This is a genomic window from Streptomyces sp. NPDC048659, from assembly GCF_040650575.1.
Lineage (GTDB): Bacteria > Actinomycetota > Actinomycetes > Streptomycetales > Streptomycetaceae > Streptomyces.
The window spans coordinates 113292-128623 of the sequence record NZ_JBEZHM010000015.1 but is presented as its reverse complement, the minus strand read 5'-3'; the positions used below and the strand labels follow the sequence as shown (position 1 = coordinate 128623).

The 15332-nt window shown below is 74.2% G+C and carries 12 protein-coding genes; 6 read left to right on the top strand and 6 right to left on the bottom strand.

Annotated elements, in window-relative coordinates; translation table 11 throughout:
* Positions 1 to 69: 69 nt before the first annotated feature.
* Positions 70 to 1416 (bottom strand): glycoside hydrolase family 18 protein, encoded by a 1347-nt coding sequence (locus AB0C99_RS14640; RefSeq protein ID WP_362474555.1) that lies wholly within the window; start codon positions 1414 to 1416, stop codon positions 70 to 72.
* A 186-nt stretch (positions 1417 to 1602) separates the two neighbouring features.
* Here AB0C99_RS14640 and AB0C99_RS14635 point away from each other — a divergent pair, with 186 nt between their 5' ends.
* The 6 genes from AB0C99_RS14635 to AB0C99_RS14610 all read left to right on the top strand — a co-directional run bounded on the left by AB0C99_RS14635 (position 1603) and on the right by AB0C99_RS14610 (position 8581).
* Complete coding sequence (locus tag AB0C99_RS14635) at positions 1603 to 2355, top strand: GntR family transcriptional regulator (RefSeq protein WP_362474552.1); 753 nt, start codon at positions 1603 to 1605, stop codon at positions 2353 to 2355.
* 293 nt (positions 2356 to 2648) lie between these two features.
* Positions 2649 to 4358, top strand: a complete 1710-nt coding sequence (locus AB0C99_RS14630; protein WP_362474549.1) for a hypothetical protein — start codon at positions 2649 to 2651, stop codon at positions 4356 to 4358.
* A 156-nt stretch (positions 4359 to 4514) separates the two neighbouring features.
* A complete protein-coding gene (locus AB0C99_RS14625) occupies positions 4515 to 4694 on the top strand; it encodes an SPOR domain-containing protein (protein ID WP_362474546.1) in 180 nt (59 codons plus the stop codon).
* 64 nt (positions 4695 to 4758) lie between these two features.
* The gene (locus AB0C99_RS14620) at positions 4759 to 5217 is read left to right on the top strand and encodes a (deoxy)nucleoside triphosphate pyrophosphohydrolase (RefSeq protein WP_362474544.1); all 459 of its coding nucleotides are present in this window, start codon (positions 4759 to 4761) and stop codon (positions 5215 to 5217) included.
* 109 nt (positions 5218 to 5326) lie between these two features.
* The gene (locus tag AB0C99_RS14615) at positions 5327 to 5749 is read left to right on the top strand and encodes an ATP-binding protein (protein WP_362474541.1); all 423 of its coding nucleotides are present in this window, start codon (positions 5327 to 5329) and stop codon (positions 5747 to 5749) included.
* Between the two features lie 177 nt (positions 5750 to 5926).
* Positions 5927 to 8581 carry a SpoIIE family protein phosphatase gene (locus AB0C99_RS14610; protein ID WP_362474625.1) on the top strand — a complete coding sequence of 885 codons (2655 nt, stop codon included), beginning with the start codon at positions 5927 to 5929 and terminating at the stop codon, positions 8579 to 8581.
* Between the two features lie 28 nt (positions 8582 to 8609).
* On the opposite strand, the gene AB0C99_RS14605 is transcribed toward AB0C99_RS14610, so the two are convergent.
* From AB0C99_RS14605 to AB0C99_RS14585, 5 genes are read right to left on the bottom strand one after another with little or no spacing between them, the layout of a single operon-like run.
* Complete coding sequence (locus AB0C99_RS14605; protein ID WP_362474538.1) at positions 8610 to 9317, bottom strand: PspA/IM30 family protein; 708 nt, start codon at positions 9315 to 9317, stop codon at positions 8610 to 8612.
* 47 nt (positions 9318 to 9364) lie between these two features.
* The gene (locus AB0C99_RS14600) at positions 9365 to 11488 is read right to left on the bottom strand and encodes a TPM domain-containing protein (RefSeq protein WP_362474536.1); all 2124 of its coding nucleotides are present in this window, start codon (positions 11486 to 11488) and stop codon (positions 9365 to 9367) included.
* 49 nt (positions 11489 to 11537) lie between these two features.
* Positions 11538 to 12308 carry a succinate dehydrogenase/fumarate reductase iron-sulfur subunit gene (locus AB0C99_RS14595; RefSeq protein ID WP_362474533.1) on the bottom strand — a complete coding sequence of 257 codons (771 nt, stop codon included), beginning with the start codon at positions 12306 to 12308 and terminating at the stop codon, positions 11538 to 11540.
* Positions 12305 to 14269: a fumarate reductase/succinate dehydrogenase flavoprotein subunit gene (locus AB0C99_RS14590; protein WP_362474530.1), complete on the bottom strand. Its 1965-nt coding sequence runs from the start codon at positions 14267 to 14269 to the stop codon at positions 12305 to 12307. Before AB0C99_RS14590 ends, AB0C99_RS14595 begins: the two co-directional genes overlap by 4 nt.
* 1 nt (position 14270) lies before the next feature.
* Positions 14271 to 15101, bottom strand: a complete 831-nt coding sequence (locus AB0C99_RS14585) for a hypothetical protein (protein ID WP_362474527.1) — start codon at positions 15099 to 15101, stop codon at positions 14271 to 14273.
* Positions 15102 to 15332: the final 231 nt, after the last annotated feature.

The window sequence follows — 15332 nt, the reverse complement described above, 5'->3', positions numbered from 1 at the left end:
ACCGGCCCGCCACGGCCGAAAGGGCCCGGTCCCCCCAAGGACCGGGCCCCTCTCATGTCCGGCGCCGGGTCAGCGGCGGCCGCCGAGCACGCCGTTCACGGCGGTGATCAGCTCGCCGTCCGGGGTGTCCCCGTCCAGCGACCAGAACATCGCGCCGCCGAGGCCCTTGGCCCGGACGTACGCCGACTTGGTCTTCAGCACGCGCGGGTCGTCGTAGGTCCAGAAGGTGGTGCCGTCGAAGAGCCAGGCGTGGCCGTTGCGCAGGTCGCGGTGGACGGTGGTCGCGCCGCTCTGCGCCAGCTTCTTGAGGGCCTTGTAGTCCTCCGAGCCGGCTCCCCAGGTGCCGGCCGCCGGGCCGGTCGCGGGCTTGCCGAGGCCGGTGCCGCCGCCGGTGACGCCGGTCCAGCCCTGCCCGTAGAACGGCATCCCGACCACGAGCTTGCGGGCGGGCGCGCCGCGCCGCAGCCAGTCGTTCACGGTCTGGTCGACGCTGAAGTCGCCCTTGGGCGCGAAGAGCGCGGACTGCTGGGCGGTGACCGACTCCCAGGTGCCGTGGAAGTCGTAGCCCTGGAGGTTGACGAAGTCGAGGTCGCGCATGATCTTCCGGACCTCGAAGCCCGCGTCGATCTTGGCGGGCGCGGTGGGCACGAAGGCCGACAGCTCGTAGTGCTTCCGCTTGCGCTCGGTCTTCGCGTACGCGTCGAGCTGGGTGCGGAACTCCCGTACGAGGGCGGTGAAGTTCTGCTTGTCCTCCGGGCGGAAGACCGTGTCGGTGTCGCCCGCGGAGCCGGGCCACTCCCAGTCGATGTCGATGCCGTCGAAGACGCCCGCGGCGGCTCCCGCGCCGCCGCGCGCGCCGTCGACGGGCAGGTTGCCCTTGATGTAGAGGTCGATGCAGGAGGCGACGAGGGCCTTGCGGGAGGCGGGGGTGCGGGCCGCGTCGGAGAAGTGGGTGGACCAGCTCCAGCCGCCCAGCGAGATCATGACCTTGAGTCCGGGGTGCGCGGCCTTGAGCTCGCGCAGCTGGTTGAAGTTGCCGGCCAGCGGCTGGTCGGCGGTGTCGGCGACGCCGTCGACGGAGCCCGCGGCGTCGATCGGGCGTACGTAGTCGGCCCAGGGATCGGCCTCGCCGGGGACGTTCCCGGTGAAGCACTTGCCCTCGGCGCTGACGTTGCCGAAGGCGTAGTTGATGTGGCTGAGCTTGGCGGCGGTGCCGCTCGTCTCCAGGTCCTTGACCTGGAAGTTCCGTCCGTAGACGCCCCATTGGGTGAAGTAGCCCACGCGCTTGTACGCGGGCGCGGCGGGCTTGTCGTGGGTGGGTGCCGCGCCCGCAGCGGGGGTGAGGGCGGCGAGCAGGCCGAAGGAGGCGGCCGCGACGGTGGCGACGGACAGCCGGGAAAGGTTGATGCGACGCATGTGCCGGAACGTATTGGTCTGGACCATCAACGTCAAGGATTCCGACGGGAGTTCGGTGGCTATACCTGCGGTAAGCGCCTGCGTAAAGGCATGTCATCACATCGGGTGAAACCCTGGCCCATGCTTGCGGTCGCGCACCCTCGGTTGTCAGTCTGTAGCTGTCAGTCAACCTGAGGGGAGTGTCCAGTGACGTTCGGTGAGCAGCCGGCCTATCTGCGTGTGGCGAGCGATCTCCGGGAGAAGATCGCCAACGGCTCGCTTCCCCCGCACACCCGGCTCCCCTCCCAGGCGCGGATCCGCGAGGAGTACGGGGTGTCGGACACCGTCGCACTGGAGGCGCGCAAGGTCCTCATGGCGGAGGGTCTGGTCGAGGGGCGCTCGGGCTCGGGGACCTATGTGCGCGAGCGGCCGGTGCCCCGCCCCATCGCCCGCTCCGGCTACCGCCCCGCCTCCGGCGCCACCCCCTTCCGGCAGGAGCAGGCGGCCGAGGGCGCCCGGGGCACCTGGGAGTCCAACAGCGAGCAGGAGCCGGCCGACCCGGAGATCGCCGCCCGGCTCGGCATCGAGCCGGGGGAGCGGGTGATGCGCACGCGGTACGTGTTCCGCGACGCGGGCGAGCCGATGATGCTCTCCACCTCCTGGGAGCCGCTCTCCGTCACCGGCCGCACGCCGGTGATGCTGCCCGAGGAGGGGCCGCTGGGCGGCTGCGGGGTCGTCGAGCGGATGGCCGCGATCGACGTGGTCGTGGACAACGTGGTGGAGGAGGTCGGCGCCCGCCCCGGTCTCGCCGAGGAGCTGCTGACCCTCGGCGGGGTCCCCGGCCATGTGGTGATGGTGGTCGAGCGGACGTACTACGCCTCGGGGCGCGCGGTCGAGACGGCGGACGTCGTCGTCCCCGCCGACCGCTACCGGGTGGCGTACCACCTGCCGGTGCGCTGAGCGGGCGGGCCGCCGCCGGGGGTGCGGGCGACGGGAGGTGCGGGCCGCCGCCGGGGGTGCGAGCGCCGGGCGGGCGGGCCGCCGCGAGAGGCGTGGGCGGCGAGCGATGCGGGCCGCCGCGAGGGGAGTGGGCGCTGAGCGGTGCCGGGTGTCCGGGGGTGTTCACGCCGAGTTGACGGAGTGTCCGCTCCCGTAACCGCGGGGCAACGGCGCGTCGCGACGGATCGTCACGCCCCGCTCCTACCTTCCTCGTCCGTACCCGCGAACCGGTCGGACGACAGGAGCTGCACCCCATGACGGACACGGTCACCCCGCCGGGCACCGAGGCGCCCGCCCCGCCGCCCCGCCGCCGCTACGCGGCGCTCGCCGCCGACGAGAGCCGCGAGGACTACTCGCTGCGCTACGCCCCGTACTCCTTCCGGCGCTGGTCGCCGGGGACGGTCGCGGGCACCGCGCTCGGCGGCATCGCCTACCTCGCCGACTTCGCCATCGGCGCCTCGATCGTCTTCACCTACGGCTTCACCAGCGGGCTCGCCTCGATCCTCACCGCCGCCGTGATCATCTTCCTCACCGGCATCCCGATCGCCCGCGCCTGCGCGCGCTACGGCCTGGACATGGACCTGATCACCCGGGGCGCCGGCTTCGGCTACTTCGGCTCCACCCTCACCTCGCTCATCTACGCCTCCTTCACCTTCATCTTCTTCGCGCTCGAAGGCTCGATCATGGCCCAGGCCATGCACCAGGCCCTCGGGCTGCCCGTCGAGCTCGGCTATCTGGTCACCACCCTGATCGTCATCCCGATCGTCTTCCGGGGCATGGGCGCGCTCGCCAAGGTGCAGGCGTGGACCCAGCCCGTGTGGCTGATCGGCCTGGTGCTGCCCTTCCTGGTGCTCGCCTTCGAGGCGCCGGACTCCTGGGGCGCCTTCGCCTCCTTCGGCGGCACCGAGGGGGCCGGCTCCGGCTTCTCCTGGATCGGCTTCGGGCTCGGCACCGGCGTCGCCCTCTCGCTCATCGCGCAGATCGGCGAGCAGGCCGACTACCTGCGCTTCATGCCCGCGCGGACCGAGGCGAACAAGCGGCGGTGGAACCTGGCGGTGCTCGCCGCCGGACCCGGCTGGGTCGTCATCGGCGCCGCCAAGCAGCTCGGCGGCGCCTTCCTCGCCTTCGTCGCCCTGGAGGCGGTCGGCAAGACCCACGCCCTGGAGCCGATCGCCCCGCAGATCGAGGCGCTGAAGCCCTGGCTCGGCTCCTTCGCGCTGCCCGCCGCGGCCCTCTTCGTGATCGTCTCCCAGATCAAGATCAACGTCACCAACGCCTACAGCGGCTCGCTGTCCTGGTCGAACTTCTTCTCCCGGATCACCCACCGGCACCCCGGCCGGGTCTGGTACATCTTCCTCAACCTCGGCATCGCGCTGACGCTGATGGAGATGAACATGTTCGCGGCGCTCGGCAAGCTGCTGGGCTTCTACTCCAACGTCGGCATCGCCTGGATCGCCGCCGTCGCCGCCGACCTCGTCATCAACAAGCGGGCCGGCTGGAGCCCGCCGTACATCGAGTTCAAGCGCGCCTACCTGTACGCGGTGAACCCGGCGGGCTTCGGCGCCATGGCGGTCGCCTCGGTCGTCTCGATCCTCGCCTTCTTCGGCCTCTTCGGCCCGTACGCCGAGGCGTTCTCCACCTTCATCGCCGCCGGGCTCGCGCTGCTGCTCTGCCCGCTCATCGCCTGGGCCACGAAGGGCCGCTACTACCTGGCCCGGCCCAACCCCGTCTGCGGGCCGGGCGCCGAGCCCGCCGACGTGACGGCCACCCACGAGTGCCGGGTCTGCGCGACCGCGTACGAGCTGCCCGACATCGCCGACTGCCCCGCCCACTCCGGGCCGGTCTGCTCGCTGTGCTGCTCCCTCGACGCCGAGTGCGGGGACCTCTGCCGCAAGGACCCGGAGGCCGCCGGGCCCGTCCTGATGCCGGTGCCGACGGTCCCGAAGGCCGCGCGCCGGGAGTGAGCTCCGGCCTCCCTCCGCCGGTTACTGGCCAGATACGTATCTCTTCGTGAAAACACGTATCCGCTGTGTAAAGGTCAGGCGTAAGCTCCGGCATATGCGGATTGCGGTTTCCTGGAGATCGTCAGACACGTCCGGCCCGGCGGAGGGAAAAGTCCGATGAGCGAAAGCGGCCCCGTCCTTCCCTGGCTGGTCATACGGCAGGACGACAACGGCAACCGCTACCGCGTCGGGCGGTACGCGACCGAGGCCGAGGCCAGGAAGGTCGCCGACGGCCTCGACTCCCGCGGTCACAAGCAGCTCTACTGGGTCGAGCGGATCGGCTCGCCCGCGCTCTGAGCCGGACCGGGACCGGCGCCACCGGGACCGGCCCCGACGGGACGCCCGGGTTACGCTCCGGCCCATGACCGATCGCGCCGCCCGCCCCGCCGCCCCCGCCCCTGACCCCGTCGTCGTGGTGGTCGCCGGGGCGCTCGTCGACCAGGGGCGGCTGCTCGCCGCCCGCCGCAGCGCCCCCGCCGAGCTGGCCGGCCGCTGGGAGCTGCCCGGCGGCAAGGTCGAGCCCGGCGAGAGCCCCGAGGCGGCCCTGGTCAGGGAGCTCCGCGAGGAGCTCGGTGTCGAGACCGAGCCCGGCCCGCGCATCCCCGGCGAATGGCCCCTCAAGCCCGGCTATGTGCTGCGGGTGTGGACCGCCCGGCTGCTCTCCGGGGCGCCGCGCCCGCTGGAGGACCACGACGAACTGCGCTGGCTGGCCCGCCACGAGCTGGACTCCGTGGACTGGCTCGACCAGGACCGGCCCGCCGTCGCCGAGGCCGCCCGGCTGCTGCCGGCCGCCCCGCCGCCGGAGGGCGTGCGCGGCTGAGTCCTACGCCGTTCGTGCCACCGTGCGCCCGCACGCCCGCCCCGCGCGATATCCCACTCCAAATATCGGGTATGTGCTGATTAACCCCCCGAAATAGGACGTGGGCCTCGTGATCGACACCGAAGGCGACTGCGCCGAGTGGCACTTCCCGGCGGAGGCCGACGCCGTGCGCACCGCCCGGCACGCGGTACGGGACACCCTCCGGACCTGGCGGCTCGACCCCGCGGTCGGGGACGTGACGATCCTGCTGGTCAGCGAGCTGGTGACCAACTCCCTGCGGTACGCCTCCGGGCCCATCGGGGTTCGCCTGGTGCGCCTCGGACGGGACGGGAACGGCCCCGGGCACGGCCCCGCGCTGCGCGTGGAGGTCTCCGATCCGCTTCCGGATGAACCCACCGAACGCCCCGCCGGACCCGAGGACGAAGGGGGGCGCGGACTTCAGCTCGTGGCCTGTTCCGCACGTCGCTGGGGGACCCGCGCGGACACCACGGGGAAAACCGTGTGGTTCGAGCTGGCCTTGCCTGGTGAGTAAAGAGGGTGGGACGACGATCAGCGGGCCCCGGCCGGAGACGACCGAGACCACCCTGTGATCGTGAACGTCGTGCCGACGGGGGCCATGGTGCTGAATACTGCGCTCATGGCCGGTCCGGTGCGGTGAGCTGGAGGGGACGGTCGCGTGAGCGAGATACCTGAGACGGCGAGCGGTGTCGTGTGGCAGAGCAGCCCGCCCGGGTCGATCTATGACTACATCCGGGTCGCCTCCTTCTCGATCGGCCCCGACGGGCTCGTCGAGCAGTGGAGCAGGCGGGCCGTCGAGCTGTTCGGCGTGACCGCCGAAGAGGCCAGGGGCAAGGACCCGGTCGAGGCGTTCATGCCCGCCGACCTGCGCGAGCGCGGCCATCGGCGGGTCAGGGAGATCCTCGACGGCAAGGAGTGGACCGGCCTCGTCCCGTTCCGGATGCCGGGGGAGGACCGCCCGCACGGCGTCGCCGAGATGTACGTCATGCCGAGCGAGACCGCGGCCGGGGAGCGGGCCGCCCTCTGCATCGTCGTCGACGTGCGCGCGCTGCGCCGGATCGAGACCGACCTGGCCGCCTCGCAGGCCATTTTCGGCCAATCCCCCTTCGGCTTTCTCCTCTTCGGCACCGATCTGACGGTCAAGCGGGCCAACCGGCGCTTCGCCACCGTCTTCGGCGGCTCCGCCGACGACCACCGGGGCCGCACCGTCCACGACTACCTGCCCGCCGTCGAGGCCGACCGGATGGCCGCCGCGCTGCGCCGGGTCCTGGAGACCGGCGAGTCCGTCGCGGACCTCCAGATCGTCGGCGCCGCCCCCGGCTCGACCGACCGCCGCCAATGGTCCGTCAACCTCTACCGGGTGCACGGCGGCTCCGGCCGCCCCGTCGGCGTCGCCGGACTCGGCATCGACGTCACCCGCCGGCACAACGCCGTCCGCGAGGCGGCCAGCGCCCGCCGCAACCTCGCCCTCCTCAACGAGGCCGGTGCCCGCATCGGCACCTCCCTCGACCTGGAGGCCACCGCCCGCGAACTGCTCGCCGTCGCCGTCCCCGGCTTCTGCGACCTCGCCGCCGTCGACCTCTACCAGGGCCTGCTCACCGGAGACGAGGCCCCGCCGGGCCGCTGGGGCGGCTCCCACGACGTCGGCTACGGGGCCGGGAGCGCCGAACTGCGCCGGGTCGCCGTCGCCAGCGCCGTCTCCGACACCCGCGTCCAGGTCGGCAGACCGCGGGCCGCCGGGGACGACACGGCGGCCGGGACAGGCGGGGCAGGTGGGGCAGGTGGGACGCGCGGGACCGGCGGACCGGCCGGGGCCGCATCGACCGCCGGGGCCGCAGCCACCGCCGGGGCCGAGCGCGAGGTCTGTTGCGACGAGGGCCCCATCGAGGTCGGCTCCGTCCACCGCTACCCGTTCAACTCGCCCTGCGCCGGCGCCCTGCGCACCGGCCGCGTGCACAGCGTCCCCGGCGCCGAGGGCAGCCTCGTCCAGTCCACCCTCGTCGTCCCGATGGTCGCCCACGACACCGTCGTCGGACTCGTCCAGTTCTCCCGCGCCCGCGGCAGCGAGGCGTTCGGCGAGCGGGACCGGGCCCTCGCCGTCGAGCTCGCCGCCCGCGCCGCCGTCTGCATCGACAACGCCCGCCTCTACCGGCGCGAGCACGAGCGGGCCCTCATCCTCCAGCGCAGCCTGCTGCCCCCCGGCGACCCCGAGGCGGCCGGCCTCGACATCGCCTGCCGCTACCTCCCCGGCACCGCCGCCACCGAGGTCGGCGGCGACTGGTTCGACGTCATCCAGCTCCCCGGCCACCGCACCGCCCTCGTCGTCGGCGACGTCATGGGCCGCGGGCTGCGCGCCGCCGTCGCCATGGGCGAACTGCGCACCGCCGTGCGCACCTTGGCCCAGCTCGACCTCGAACCCGCCGAGGTCCTCTCCCACCTCGACGAGATCGCCCGCGGGCTCGGCGCCCCCGTCGGCGCCCAGCAGTCCGCCCGCGCCCACAAGGCCCGCGGCCCCGAGCTCTCCGAGGTCTACCTCGCCACCTGCGTCTACGCCGTCTACGACCCGGTCACCCGGCGCTGCACCTTCGCCAACGCCGGCCACCTGCCGCCCGTCCTCGTCGCGCCCGGCGAGGAGGCCCTGCTGCTCGACGTACCCCCCGGGATGCCGCTCGGCGTCGGCGGCGAGCCCTTCGAGGAGGTCGAGGTCGAACTGCCCGAGGGCGCGCTCCTCGCCCTCTACACCGACGGGCTCGTCGAGTCCCGCGACCATCCGCTCGACGAGGGCCTCAGCGCCTTCCGCAGCGCCCTCGCCAATCCCGGCCGGCCGCTGGAGGACGTCGCCGACCACGTCCTGACCACCCTCGACACCCGGCACGGCGAGGACGACATCGCGCTGCTGATGGCCCGTATCCAGGGACTGCCCGCCGAGGCCGTCGGCGACTGGCGGCTGCCGAGGGAGCCCCGCTCCGTCGGCCGGGCCCGCGAGCTGGCCCGCGCCCAGCTGTCCGCCTGGGAGCTCGACCCGCTGGTGGACACCGTCGAACTCCTCGTCAGCGAGCTCGTCACCAACGCCCTGCGCTACGGCGAGGGCGAGATCCGGCTGCGGCTGCTGCGCGACCGCACCCTGGTCTGCGAGGTGTGGGACGCGGGCCTGGTGCAGCCGCGCCGCCGCCGCGCCAAGGACACCGACGAGGGCGGGCGGGGGCTCCAGCTCGTCGGACTGCTCAGCGCCGCCTGGGGCTCGCGCCGCACCCCGCGCGGCAAGACGGTCTGGTTCGAGCTGGACCTGCCGGACGGCGACGGGCTCGCCGAGCCGACGGTGGACCAGCTGCTCAGCATGTTCTGAGCCGCGGCCGGGGCGCCCGGCCGCGGCCTCAGCCCTTCAGGGCGGCCAGCCGCGCCTCGATCTCGGCCTGGTCGCCGAGCGCGTCGAGCTGCTCGAACTGGGCGTCCAGCGACGAGGCCGCCAGCTCCTCCTTGCCCAGCGCCCGCGCCTCCTCGCGGCGCACCTTGTCCTCGAAGCGGCCGAGCTCGCTCGTCGGGTCGAGGACGTCGATGTTCTTCACCGCGTCCGTCATCGTGTTCCGCGCCTGCGCCGACTTCGCCCGCGCGACCAGCTCGTCCCGCTTGGCCTGGAGCTCGCCCAGCTTCGCCTTCATCCGGTCGAGGCCGGTCCTGAGCGCGGCGACCACCTCGGTCTGCGCGGCGATCGTCGGCTCGGCGGTCCGCGCCTCCTTCTCCGACTGGAGCTGGCGGCCCAGCGCGACCTTCGCCAGGTTGTCGAAGCGGTCCGCCTCCGCGCCCTGCCCGCCCGCCCGCAGCCCGTCCGCCTTGCGGCTCGCGGCCAGCGCCTTGGCGCCCCACTCCTTCGCCGCGTCCACGTCCTCGCGGTGGTCCTGCTCCATCAGGCGCAGATTGCCGAGGGTCGCGGCGACGGCCTCCTCGGCCTCCGCGATGTTGGCCGCGTAGTCGCGGATCAGCTGGTCCAGCATCTTCTGCGGATCCTCGGCCTGGTCGAGGAGCGCGTTGATGTTGGCCTTCGCGAGCTGGGTGACCCGGCCCAGGATGGTCTGCTTGCTCATGCTCGGTCTCCTTGGATGGGACAACAGGGGGCGCCACGGGGACGCGGTCAGAACCGGCCGCCGCCGCCCAGCCGGCCGCGGGTGCCGCCGCCGCCGAAGCTGCCGGGCCCGCCGCCGAAGCCTCCGCCCCCGGCCCCCCGGCCGCCCCCGGAGCCGCCGCCGAAGCCGCCGGGCCCGCCGCCCCGGCCGCCGCCGAACAGGCCGCCGAGGATGATGCCGCCGAGCACCGCCCCGCCGAGCCCGCCGCCAGCCGCCCCGGGCGGCCCGCCGGGGCCGCCGCGCCCGCCGCCGAAGCCGTCCGGGTTCCCGTACGCCCGGACGTCCCGCTCGGCCAGCTCCTGGGCCTGCCGGGCCAGCGCGTCCGCCCGCCGGGCCTCCGCCAGCGCCGCCTGCGGGTCGCCCGCCGCCAGCCCGGCCGCCGCGTCCAGCCGCCGCCCCGCCTCCGCCAGCCGGGTGCGCGCCTCGGCGCCCACCGCGCCCCGGTGCGTGGTCACGTAGTCCCCGGCCGCCCCGACCGCCGACCGGGCCGTCAGCAGCGCCTGGTCGAGGAGCGCGCGGGCGCGCCGGGTGCCCGACTCGCGCTCCCGGGCGCCCTCCAGCGCCTCGTCGAGGGCCGCGTCCGCCGCCTCGATCCGGCGCAGCGCCTCGATCGGGTCGTACCGCCCGGAGTCCATCGCCGCGCGCACCTCGGCCAGTACGGACTCGGCCCGGCCGATCCGGCCCCGCAGGTCCGCCGTCGGCACGTCCCCGGCCGTGCCCGCGAGCAGCCCGCGGGCGTCCGCCAGGTCGGCCTCCGTCTCGGCCAGCGCGCCCGGCAGCCCGCCCACCGCCTCCGCCAGCTCCTTGGCCCGCCGGTCCACCGCCTCGATGAGCCGGGCCGCCTGGTCCACCGCGCCCTCGGCGGCCCGGATCTGCACGGCGGCGGCCCCGTTGTCGCCCGTGTCGAGGAGCTGGCGGGCCCGGTTGACCGTGGAGGTGGCGAAGACCAGCCGGTCCTTGGCCTGCTCGACGTCGCCGGAGACCGGGGCCGCCGCCGACTCGGTGTACCGCGCGCGCATCGCCGCCAGCGCCGCCTCGGCCGTGCCCATCCGGCCGGTCTGCTCCCGGAACGCCGCCTCGACGGCTGCCAGGGCCCGCGGGGCGTCGCTCTCCAGGGCCCGCAGCCGGTCGAAGTCGGCGGACTCGGCGTCCAGCCTCGCGTTGGCGTCCGCGCAGCGCCGCAGGATCTCCTCCAGCATCGAGCGGCGGGTGGCGTCGTCCTCCGGGAACGCGTCGTCCAGCCGCTGGCGCAGCCGGAACGCGGCGGTCAGCTCGCCCTCCGCGTACCGCACCGCCGCCGTGAACGGCTCGGCCGCCTCGTCGCCGAACTGGGCGCTCGCGAAGCCGAGTTCCTCGGTGCTGGTGCGCACGGCGTCGTCGGTGGCGACCAGCGCCTGCCGGGCCCGCCCGTCCAGCTCCGCCAGGCTCGGCCCGGCGGGCTCCTTCGGCGCGCCCCAGCCCTGGCCGGCCGGGGGCGGGGTGCGGGGCGCGCCCTTGCGGCGCCGCCGGGTGTACGCGTACGCGGCGACCGCTCCGGCGCCGCCGACCAGGACGACCGGGAGGATCAGGTCGGTGGCGGAGGAGGAGCCGTCGGCGGCGGCGCCGGGGTCCGCCGGGCCGGGGGTGAGCGAGGGGACGGGCACGGGCTGCCCGGCGAGGACGGCGGTGTAGCCGTTCGCCGCGCCGATCGCCGCGCCCGCCCAGTCGTTCTGCCGCAGCGCGGGCTCGATCGCGGTCCGGGCCACGTCGTCGAGCTGGGCCTCGGTGAAGCGGGAGCCGGGGTCGACGGAGTAGCCGTACCGCCGGTCGTGGGTGGCGACGGCGAGCAGCACGTCGTCGCGGCCCAGCCCGTTGCGCTCGGCGGTGGCGTCGGCCCACTCCTGGCCCTGGCGGCCGGAGAAGTCCCGTACGTACACGACGAAGAGCTGCACCCGGCGGGCCTCGTACAGCCCGTCGAGGGCCCGCACCACCTCGGGCCGCCGGTCGCCCAGCGCGCCCACCCGGTCGGTGATCTGCCCCTCGCGGGAGAGCGCGACCGGGTCGTCGGCGCGGGCGCCGGGAACGGCGGGCACGACCAGCCACCACACCGCCACCAGCACCGCGAGCAGGGCTCGACTGGCTGTTCGCGTCACACCCGGAGGCTATGTCCGCCGGGGCCCGGCCGCGACCGGACCGGCCCCCTCACCGCCCCCGCCGCCGGATCCGGCTGCCCAGCCACACCACCGGGTCGTACTTCCGGTCCACGACCCGCTCCTTCAGCGGGATCAGCGCGTTGTCGGTGATCCGGATGGACTCCGGGCACACCTCCGTGCAGCACTTGGTGATGTTGCAGTAGCCGAGCCCGTGCTCGTCCTGGGCCGTGGCGCGGCGGTCGAGGCCGGTGTCCGCCGCCGCGTCGAGCGGGTGCATGTCGAGCTCGGCGATCCGCATCAGGAAGCGGGGGCCCGCGAAGGCGGCCTTGTTCTCCTCGTGGTCGCGGACCACGTGGCAGGTGTCCTGGCACAGGAAGCACTCGATGCACTTGCGGAACTCCTGCGAGCGCTCGACGTCCTCCTGCCGCATCCGGTAGTCGCCCGGCGCCACCCCCTCCGGCGGCACGAAGGCCGGGATCTCGCGGGCCTTCGCGTAGTTGAAGGAGACGTCGGTGACCAGGTCGCGGACGACCGGGAAGGCCCGCATCGGGGTCACCGTGACCGTCTCCTCGCGGCCGAAGACCGACATCCGGGTCATGCACAGCAGCCGGGGGCGCCCGTTGACCTCGGCCGAGCAGGAGCCGCACTTGCCGGCCTTGCAGTTCCAGCGGACGGCCAGGTCCGGGGCCTGGGTGGCCTGGAGGCGGTGGACGGCGTCGAGGACCACCTCGCCCTCGTGCACCTCCACCGTGTAGTCGGTCAGCTCGCCGCCGCCGGTGTCGCCGCGCCAGATCCGGAAGCGGGCCTCGTACGCGCTCATGACTCCAGCTCCTCCGCGGACAGGTACTTGGCCAGCTCCTCGCGCGCGAACAGCGCGAGCAGGTCGGCCCTGATCGGTTCGGTGGCCACGCGCTCCAGCGCGACCGGGGCGCCCGGGCCGGTCCCGGCCCGGCACAGCAGGTTCACCGGGCGCCAGGCGCGGTCCATCTCCGGGTGGTCCTCGCGGGTGTGGCCGCCCCGGCTCTCGGTGCGGGCGAGCGCCGCCCGCGCCACGCACTCGCTGACCAGCAGCATGTTCCGCAGGTCCAGGGCCAGGTGCCAGCCCGGGTTGAACTGCCGGTGCCCCTCGACCGCGATCCGGCCCGCGCGCTCCCGGAGCGCGGCGATCCGCTCCAGCGCCTCGGCCATCTCGCCCTCCCGCCGGATGATCCCGACGAGGTCGTTCATCGTCTGCTGGAGCTCCTGGTGGAGCGTGTACGGGTTCTCCGGCGCCGTCTTTCCGGACCCGCCCGGCTCCCCGCCCGGCTCCGCCGCCCCCGGCCCGGTCCCTTCGCCGAAGGGCGCCAGCGCCTCCGCCCGCGCCGCCGCCACGGCGGCCTCGGAGACCCCGGCCCCCGACACCCCGGAGACTCCGGCCCCGCCGTGCTCCGCCGCGTACGCCGCCGCGTGCAGGCCCGCCCGGCGGCCGAACACCAGCAGGTCCGAGAGCGAGTTGCCGCCAAGACGGTTGGAGCCGTGCATCCCGCCCGCCACCTCGCCGGCCGCGAACAGCCCCGGCACACCCGCCGTCGCCGCCGTGTCCGAGTCGACGGCCACGCCGCCCATCACGTAGTGGCAGGTCGGCCCGACCTCCATCGCCTCCGCCGTGATGTCCACGTCCGCCAGCTCCTTGAACTGGTGGTACATCGACGGCAGCCGGCGCCGGATCACCTCCGCCGGCATCCGGGTCGACACGTCCAGGTAGACCCCGCCGTGCGGGGAGCCGCGCCCCGCCTTCACCTCGGCGTTGATCGCGCGCGCCACCTCGTCGCGCGGCAGCAGCTCGGGCGGGCGGCGGTTGTGGTCGGGGTCCTCGTACCAGCGGTCGCCCTCCTCCTCCGTCCGCGCGTACCGCTCCTTGAAGACCTCGGGGACGTAGTCGAACATGAAGCGGCGGCCCTCGGAGTTCCGCAGCACCCCGCCGTCGCCGCGCACCGACTCGGTGACCAGGATGCCCTTCACCGACGGCGGCCAGACCATCCCGGTCGGATGGAACTGCACGAACTCCATGTTGACCAGCGGCGCCCCGGCGAGCAGCGCCAGCGCGTGCCCGTCGCCCGTGTACTCCCAGGAGTTGGACGTCACCTTGAACGACTTGCCGATCCCGCCGGTCGCGAGGACCACCGACGGCGCTTCCAGCACGAAGAAGCGGCCGGTCTCCCGCTCGTAGCAGAAGACGCCGCCGACCCGCTCCCCGGACGGGTCCTCCAGGACGCGGGTGACCGTGCACTCCTGGAAGACCTTCAGCCGGGACTCGTACTCCCCGGTCTCCCGGAAGTCCTCCTGCTGGAGCGCGACGATCTTCTGCTGGAGGGTGCGGATCAGTTCGAGCCCGGTCCGGTCGCCGACGTGCGCGAGCCGGGGGTACTCGTGGCCGCCGAAGTTGCGCTGCGAGATGCGCCCGTCGGGCGTGCGGTCGAAGAGCGCGCCCCAGGTCTCCAGCTCCCACACCCGCTCGGGCGCCTCCCGCGCGTGCAGCTCGGCCATCCGCCACTGGTTGAGGAACTTCCCGCCCCGCATGGTGTCGCGGAAGTGCACCTGCCAGCCGTCGTTCGGATGGGCGTTGGCCATGGAGGCGGCGATGCCGCCCTCGGCCATCACCGTGTGGGCCTTGCCGAAGAGGGACTTGCAGATCACGGCGGTACGGGCGCCCCGGCGCCGCGCCTCGATCGCCGCGCGCAGCCCGGCGCCCCCGGCGCCGACCACGATCACGTCCCACCGCTGTCGTTCCACAGGACTCATCTCAGAAGAACCTCGGGTCGTCGAAGGCGCCGGTGGCGAGCAGGTACACGTACAGGTCGCAGAGGGCGACGCTGAGCAGCGAGGCCCAGGCGAGCGGCGCGTGGCGCCGGTTCAGGCGCCCCGCCCAGGTCCACAGCCGGTAGCGGACCGGGTGCTTCGAGAAGTGCCGCAGCCGCCCGCCCACGACGTGCCGGCAGGAGTGGCAGGAGAGGGTGTACGCCCAGATCAGCGCGATGTTGACGAGGGACAGCAGGGTCCCGAGCCCGGCGTGGCCCCAGGCGTAGGAGGAGTCCCGGAAGGCGAGCACGGTGTCGTACGTGAGGATCCCGGCGACCGGCAGGGCCAGGTAGAAGAAGTAGCGGTGCACGTTCTGCAGCAGCAGCGGCAGCCGGGTCTCGCCGGTGTACGCGCGGTGCGGCTCGGCGACCGCGCAGGCCGGGGGCGAGGCCCAGAAGCCCCGGTAGTAAGCCTTGCGGTAGTAGTAGCAGGTCAGCCGGAAGCCCAGCGGGAAGACCAGGATCAGCAGGGCGGGGGAGAGGCCCCACCAGCCGCCGAACAGCGGCCAGTTCGGCCCGCCGCGCATCGGCACGCAGTTCTCCGCGAGGCAGGGCGAGTAGAACGGCGAGACGTAGGGCGCGGCGTAGTAGTGGGCGTTCGCGAAGGCCCGCCAGGTCGAGTAGGCGACGAAGGCGAGCAGTCCGGCGGCGGTCCCGGCGGGTGCGAGCCACCAGCGGTCGGTGCGCAGGTGGCGGGCGGTGAGGGCGGCGCGTCCCGGGGAGCGCACGCCGGTGGCGACGGCGGTCCTCGGCGGGGGTTCGGTACCTGTGGCCAACGGAGCCTCCTCGGCTCTACGGCGCGGGCGGTCGCGTGCTCCCTGGCCCTCGGCTCGGCCTTCGGGCGGCTGACGGCGGCTGACGGTGGCTCAGCGCGGCCTTCGGGTGGCTGAGGGCGGCTGGGGAGAGTGTCGCGCGTCACACCCCGGTTGGGAAGGCGCGTGCACCGGAATCCGGGGGCACGCGGAGCCCGGCGCGCGCGGGGCGATTGGGCCGCACGAGTGGGGTTC